Here is a 6874-nt window from a genome sequence, read left to right on the forward strand (position 1 = left end):
CTTATGATTTCGTTTTTTCGAGGCGCTTAACAACCAGCTTGCCTTCTTCGGCTTCGATATTGACGGTATCGCCTTTACTGATCGTGCCCTTGAGCAATTCCTCGGACAAATTATCCTCGATGTGGCGCTGGATAGCACGACGCAGAGGACGCGCACCATAGGCCGGATCAAAGCCTTCTTTTGCCAATACTTTCTTGGCCTCTTCACTCAATTGGAAATCAATGTCTTGCTCTTTCAAACGTTTACGCAGATCTTCTGTCATGAGAGATACGATTTGCTCGATATGCTCTTGCTCCAAAGAGTGGAACACGATGACTTCGTCGATACGGTTCAAGAACTCAGGACGGAAGCTCTTTTTCAGCTCATCCATGACTTTGTCCTTCATATCCTGGTACTTTCTTTCCGAATCGTTGGTCGTGAAGCCGAGGGTCGTATTTTTCTTGATCATGCTGGCTCCGACGTTGGAAGTCATAATGACAACCGTGTTGCGGAAATCAACGGTACGTCCCTTGGAGTCTGTCAGACGACCATCATCCAATACTTGTAGCAGGATGTTGAATACGTCTGGGTGAGCTTTCTCGATTTCGTCCAGCAAAATGACGGAGTAAGGCTTGCGACGCACTTTTTCGGTCAGCTGACCGCCTTCATCAAAGCCTACATAGCCAGGAGGGGCACCGACCAGACGAGCGGTGGAATGCTTCTCCATGTACTCGGACATATCTACACGAATCATGGCATCCTCGTCACCGAAAAGCGTCTCTGCTACGGCACGAGCCAATTCAGTTTTACCCACACCAGTAGGTCCTAGGAAGATAAACGAGCCGATCGGGCGTTTTGGATCTTTCAAACCAGCACGGGCACGGCGGATTGCACGCGAGATGGATTTGACTGCTTCATCTTGACCAATGACGCGATCGTGCAAAATCTCTTCCATCTTCAGCAAGCGCTCTGTTTCTTCTTCCTTCAGCTTCAACACAGGAATACCCGTCCAGCTCGCCACTACTTGCGCGATGTCTTCTGGCGTAACCTCCATGTTCAGCTGGCCTTGGCGCTCTTTCCAGTCTTTTTTCGTTTTATCCAGTTCTTCACGCAGTTTTTGCTCCTGATCGCGAAGTGCTGCTGCTTCCTCGAACTCTTGTGATTGTACGGCAGCGTCTTTTTCCTTGCGTACCTCTTCCAGACGTCCCTCCAGCTCTTTGAGGTTTGGTGGAACCGTAAAGGATTGCAAGCGAACTTTGGAGGCCGCCTCGTCGACCAAGTCGATAGCCTTGTCAGGCAGGAAGCGTTCCGTAATATAGCGGTCAGACAGTTTTACTGCCTGCTCGATTGCTTCATCGGTAATTTTGACACGATGGTGGGCTTCGTAACGATCACGAAGGCCATGCAGGATACGAATCGCATCCTCCGGTGTCGGTTCATCAACCTGAATCGGTTGGAAACGACGCTCCAGTGCCGCGTCTTTTTCGATGTACTTGCGATATTCATCCAGCGTAGTGGCACCCACGCACTGTAGCTCGCCACGTGCCAGAGCAGGCTTCAAAATGTTGGAGGCATCAATTGCGCCTTCTGCTCCACCAGCACCAATCAAGGTGTGCAGCTCATCAATAAACAGGATGATGTTTCCTGCTTGGCGAATTTCGTCCATGATTTTTTTCAGACGATCTTCGAACTCACCACGATATTTGGTTCCCGCAACAACGGTTCCCATATCGAGTGTCATGACGCGCTTATCACGAAGGGTCTCTGGAATTTCGTTGTTCACGATTTTTTGGGCAAGACCTTCTGCGATAGCTGTTTTCCCGACGCCAGGCTCCCCAATCAAAACAGGGTTGTTCTTAGTACGTCTACTAAGTACTTGGATCACACGCTCGATTTCTTTTTGGCGACCAATGACAGGGTCCAGTCCGCCATCACGAGCGATTGCAGTCAGATCCCTTGCCAAGCCGTCCAATGTCGGCGTATTCGCCGCTGGGTTCCCTCCAGACGGTTGATGAGATGCCATCATTTCCGAGCTGCCAAGGAGCTGGAGCACCTGTTGACGTGCCTTGTTCAGGCTAACGCCCAAATTGTTCATGATTCTCGCAGCAATGCCCTCTCCTTCACGGATCAAGCCAAGCAAAATATGTTCAGTCCCCACATAGGTATGACCCAGTTTGCGGGCTTCGTCCATTGACAGTTCAATAACCTTTTTGGCGCGAGGTGTATAGTTTGGTGTGTAATTACTACCGGACTGCTCTGTTCCTCGCCCGATTAACGACTCCACTTCACTCTGGATTTTATCGAGGCCAAGCCCAAGTGATTGCAGTGCCTTCGCCGCAATTCCTTCGCCTTCTCGAATGAGTCCCAGCAGCACATGCTCTGTCCCAATATCTTTGTGTCCGAGACGAACCGCCTCTTCCAGGGCAAGCGCCAGTACTTTTTGTGCTCGTTCTGTAAAACGTCCAAACATCATATCGTACACCTCCGTATAACCGTGTTTTTTCTCTATATGGTTAACAATTGCGTGATACCATTACGATTACTCTTGTGATTCTACTACGCGCAGACGTTCGCGAATCAGCCTTGCCCTTCTTTCGTCACGTTGGTCCGGAGTGAGCTTTTGTCCAGCGTGGTGTTGTAAAAACCCCGGCTGTGTCGTGACCAACAGTTCGTTTAGGACGAGCGGAGATACATTTGGAATAATACCTAGATCAATCCCCAAACGTACATCGGACAGGCGCTGAGCCGCCTCCTTTGACTCTACTGTGCGAGCGTACATCAGGATGCCATACGACCGAAAAATCCGATCCTCTAAAGAAACCCGGGTATGCTCCAGCAAATAAGTACGTGCCACACGCTCTTGCTCAATAATCTGTCTGGCTACACCGTAGAGATTGGAAAGGATATCTGACTCAGACATCCCCAGTGTGACCTGATTGGATAACTGAAAAAGATTCCCTAGAGCTTCGCTGCCCTCTCCGTAAATTCCTCTAACAACTAGACCAACTTGATTAATTGCCTGTAAAATTCTGCTGATCTGCTGCGTCATCACCAGAGCCGGCAAGTGCAGCATTACAGATGCACGAATACCCGTACCCACATTGGTTGGGCAGCTTGTCAGATATCCTCGTGTTTCGTCGAAAGCGTAGTTCAAGTTTTTCTCAAAAATGTCGTCTATCTTCGTACCTAATTCCCATGCCTCGTTCAAACGAAACCCGGGTAATAGTACCTGTATTCGAATGTGGTCTTCTTCATTAACCATAATGCTGACAGACTCATCTTCACGAAGTAATACAGCACCTTTGCGAGATTCCTCTGCCAGATGAGGGCTAATCAGATGCTTTTCTACGAGTACCCTTTTTTCTAATGGGTTAATTTGATCCATCTGGATGACCTGAAGCTGATGCCTTTTGCGCATTGCCTCCGAATCGCTTACTTCCGTTACCTTTCTGACGACTTCCTCGCCCTGCGAGTCCGTTGCCAATAACGGAAAGGGGTGCTGGCGCAGGTTACGGGCGATACGCAGCCGTGTACTAATGACAATGTCGGAATCAGGACCTTCTCCTTTCATCCAATTGCTCCACGGGTTTTGCATAAACTGCTTTTGGGACATAACCAGCTAACCTCCCTTGCTACGATTGGGCCATTTTTTGTTCCAATGCTCGAATTCGATCACGCATTTCTGCTGCCTTCTCGAACTCTTCACTTGCGACATGACTTTGCAGTGCTTGCTTTAGTTGTTCCAGCTCTTTACGGATCTTCAATTTGCCACCGGTACGCTCTGGTACTTTTCCACTATGCTGTGTGTTTCCGTGAATCCGGCGGAAAAGGGGGTCCAGTCGGTCACCCAAAAAGGTGTAGCAATCACTACAGCCAAATCGTCCACTTTTACTAAATTGAGAATATGTGAGTCCACATGTTTCGCATTGAAGCGGCTTATTCGTTGCCGTTTCGCGTCCATTCTTTTGCATGGGATCAAATTTTAAAAGTCCTGACAGGAGATTGTTGATGCTGAAGTTGTGAAAGCCGGTAAAGACGTCCCCTTTTTCATGAGCACACTGCTCGCAAATATGGTATTCGGTTTTTTCGCCATTGACGATTTTCGTCAAATGAAGTGTCGCCGGTCGTTTTCCGCATTCCTCACAGTTCATAACATCATACCTCCTTTTACTTCAACAAGATTGCTGCGATCATCTGCTTTAAAATATTTGCCCGCAAACGATCCCGCAATTCAGCTTCTAGCGTCAATACATTTCGCGAGGTAGCGATTTTCATCAAGGTGGCTTCTCTGATGTTGACTAATCCTTCTTCCATTAGTCTTTCTACGATCGCATTTCCCACGCTCTGACTGATGCTCTCACCAATCAGTTCTTCTGTTAGCAATTCCTGCAAACGTGCTTTGCTGACAATCTGCACCTTGCGTATGCGAATATACCCGCCGCCCCCGCGCTTACTCTCTACAATGTATCCTTTTTGAACGGTAAAACGCGTATTGATGACGTAATTGATCTGAGACGGCACACATTGAAAATGGTCGGCAAGCTCACTACGCTGAATCTCGATCGATCCATTGGGACTGTTTGTAATGATGCTTTTCAAGTGATGTTCAATGATGTCCGAGATGTTACGCAAGTCATCGCCTCCTATTCCTCTGTGTATGTTCTTATGAGGTTACCTATTGACTTTGACTATCTTTGACGTTAATTATAATGGGTTTAGTGCGTGCCCGCAAGTGTCCCTTACACATTCTAGTGTGGGCAAAAGAAGGTCGCTTGAAACTTGGACATGATCAACAAAAAAACCACTCCCTGAGGAATGGTTTATGTTTGTTCTTGTGTATTGGTGTCGATTGCTGGCAAATGATTCAGTAGCTGAGTGAAGCTGGTGATGATGACATCTGCCCCATCAAGCTCCCCTGGTTTGGCGAAACCGAAGTCGCATCCAATGGTAAATAAACCGTTTGTCTTGCCTGCTTCCACGTCGGAGTGACGATCTCCTACCATGATGGCCTGCCCGATTTTGTAATCAGACAACAATTTTGCAACCAGGTCATTTTTGGAATGCGTACGGAATCGGCCGGCTGAGTACAGATCGGTCATCAGTTGCTTTAACTCGTATTCCTGACAAATGGCATCGATGTACTCTTCTTGCCCATTGCTTGCTACAAACAAAGCAAATCCTTTCTCACGCAGTGTTTCCAAGGTTGATTTTACATCCGGATATAGCTCGGTCACTCTTTCTTTGAGTAACTGGATTTCATTATCTAGCAAGAAAACATCTGCTGAGCGAATGGCTTCCTCACTCGCGCCCGGCAGCAATTTGTCCCAGATCTGCTCGATCGTCATTCCCAGTACATTGATCAGTTCACGCTCGTCAGGGGTTTCCCCTTGCCATAGCCCTTGTTGACGAAGCTGGTCAAACGTTCGAATAAATGCGGGGGTCGACAGCTTTTCTGTTTGCAGTAACGTGCCATCCATATCAAATAATATGGCGAATGGTACAGTCATGGGTTCCTCCATTTTGTCTGGCTAGGCAGCTATTCTACTTCTCTTGACAACATATTCATATCATCCATGATAAACTCGGTAATTCGTTGTGCAGCATCTGGCTTCGAGATTTTCTGTCCCATTCTACGCATATAGTCCACCTTGGACGGGCTATGCAATAGTTCATCGATAAAGTAAATCAATTGCTCTGACAGATTGGCATGTACCGCACATCCATTATTGAGCAAAAAGTGGCTGTTCCTCTCTTCTTGTCCTGGCAGAGGGTTGTAAATAATCATGGGTACCCGTTTACTCATTACTTCAGCTGATGTAAGTCCGCCTGATTTGGTGACAATTAAATCAGCCGTCTCCAAGTATTCATGGAAGTTATTGATGAATTTTAGTGGAACGACTTCATGGCGATACGTACGATTTATCACTTTATTGTACAGCTTGTCGTTTGTCCCTGTTAACACAAAGGTTTTCAGAGGAATGTTAATCTCTTCTAGACCATCTAATACCTTTTCCATCGAGCCGAGACCCAATCCGCCTCCTGAAAGAATAATGCTCTTTTGTCCAGGAGCGAGGCCTAACTTTTGCCGAATCAAATCAGGGTCCAATGGTAAACTGAATTTTTTCATGATGGGAATGCCCATCGGAATGAATTTTTGATGGTCCTGACGATAAACGTCTAACAGGTAATACAGTTGTTCATGGCCGATGAAGTAATAATTGATATGGTGATTAATCCACGAAGGATGGATGGTATAGTCAGTAATGATCGTATAGATTGGTTCCTTCCAATCATTTCTCCCTTTCAGGACGGAGAGCATACAGCTTGCAAACGGATGCGTAGCAATAAAGGCATCAGGCTGTACACTGTTGATCAGCTTTTTCAGTTTGTTTGCCAATAACTTATTCATCAGCACATTCATATCGAAGAAACGGGTTTTTTCCGTATTATGGTAAATCCTTCCCCACATCTTGGGTGACAGCCTTAACAGATTCATATAGCTTTCCAGCAAAATCTTGTGAAAGGTGGGGCTAATATATTCCAACGTATCGATGATCATTGATGTGCAACCACTCTCGGCCAAGCTTTCCTGCATGGCCCGCGCTGCCTGGTTGTGTCCGTTACCGATGGAAGCGGAAAAGATTAGAATTTTTTTCATGAACGATTCTCCTTCATAACCTCGCCTACTCCAACGCCTGGATCAGGTACCTTCTCATGTTAGTCTACCCCAAGACCCGTCTGCAAGAGGGAACTTGTCGGTCATTCGGCCTAACTTATCGACAAAATAATCGCGAGTTTGACTTTTTGCTATAAAAACGAAAAACCTCCTTACCCATTCTGGGGTAAAGAGGTTGGTTTCATTCCCTGAAAACTGAATACGCATGATTGCTAAGAG

The 6874-nt window shown here is 46.8% G+C and carries 7 protein-coding genes; all 7 read right to left on the reverse strand.

Features of this window, described 5'->3' with window-relative positions; genetic code table 11:
- Nucleotide 1: 1 nt before the first annotated feature.
- Complete coding sequence (locus HPY27_RS28550) at nucleotides 2–2452, reverse strand: ATP-dependent Clp protease ATP-binding subunit (RefSeq protein WP_017247025.1); 2451 nt, start codon at nucleotides 2450–2452, stop codon at nucleotides 2–4.
- Nucleotides 2453–2518: 66 nt separating this feature from the next.
- Nucleotides 2519–3592: a protein-arginine kinase McsB gene (mcsB, locus tag HPY27_RS28555; protein ID WP_017247024.1), complete on the reverse strand. Its 1074-nt coding sequence runs from the start codon at nucleotides 3590–3592 to the stop codon at nucleotides 2519–2521.
- A 19-nt stretch (nucleotides 3593–3611) separates the two neighbouring features.
- A complete protein-coding gene (gene mcsA / locus HPY27_RS28560) occupies nucleotides 3612–4130 on the reverse strand; it encodes a protein-arginine kinase activator protein McsA (RefSeq protein WP_007716182.1) in 519 nt (172 codons plus the stop codon).
- A gap of 16 nt (nucleotides 4131–4146) precedes the next feature.
- Nucleotides 4147–4611, reverse strand: coding sequence for a CtsR family transcriptional regulator (locus tag HPY27_RS28565; protein ID WP_017247023.1), 465 nt, complete (start codon nucleotides 4609–4611; stop codon nucleotides 4147–4149).
- Between the two features lie 188 nt (nucleotides 4612–4799).
- The gene (locus HPY27_RS28570; RefSeq protein WP_174226498.1) at nucleotides 4800–5486 is read right to left on the reverse strand and encodes an HAD hydrolase-like protein; all 687 of its coding nucleotides are present in this window, start codon (nucleotides 5484–5486) and stop codon (nucleotides 4800–4802) included.
- 29 nt (nucleotides 5487–5515) lie between these two features.
- A complete protein-coding gene (locus HPY27_RS28575; protein WP_017247021.1) occupies nucleotides 5516–6637 on the reverse strand; it encodes a UDP-N-acetylglucosamine--LPS N-acetylglucosamine transferase in 1122 nt (373 codons plus the stop codon).
- Between the two features lie 54 nt (nucleotides 6638–6691).
- Nucleotides 6692–6874 (reverse strand): hypothetical protein (locus HPY27_RS29975; RefSeq protein ID WP_217438124.1); only part of this gene is annotated, 183 nt, incomplete at its 5' end.

This window comes from Brevibacillus sp. HB1.1 (assembly GCF_013332445.1).
GTDB lineage: Bacteria > Bacillota > Bacilli > Brevibacillales > Brevibacillaceae > Brevibacillus > Brevibacillus porteri.

Excerpts from the sequence above, each read along its gene's own strand:
- HPY27_RS28575 (WP_017247021.1), bottom strand. The coding sequence starts at position 6,637 with ATGAAAAAAATTCTAATCTTTTCCGCTTCCATCGGTAACGGACACAAC.
- HPY27_RS28550 (WP_017247025.1), bottom strand. The coding sequence starts at position 2,452 with ATGATGTTTGGACGTTTTACAGAACGAGCACAAAAAGTACTGGCGCTT.
- mcsB (WP_017247024.1), bottom strand. The coding sequence starts at position 3,592 with ATGTCCCAAAAGCAGTTTATGCAAAACCCGTGGAGCAATTGGATGAAA.
- mcsA (WP_007716182.1), bottom strand. The coding sequence starts at position 4,130 with ATGAACTGTGAGGAATGCGGAAAACGACCGGCGACACTTCATTTGACG.
- HPY27_RS28570 (WP_174226498.1), bottom strand. The coding sequence starts at position 5,486 with ATGACTGTACCATTCGCCATATTATTTGATATGGATGGCACGTTACTG.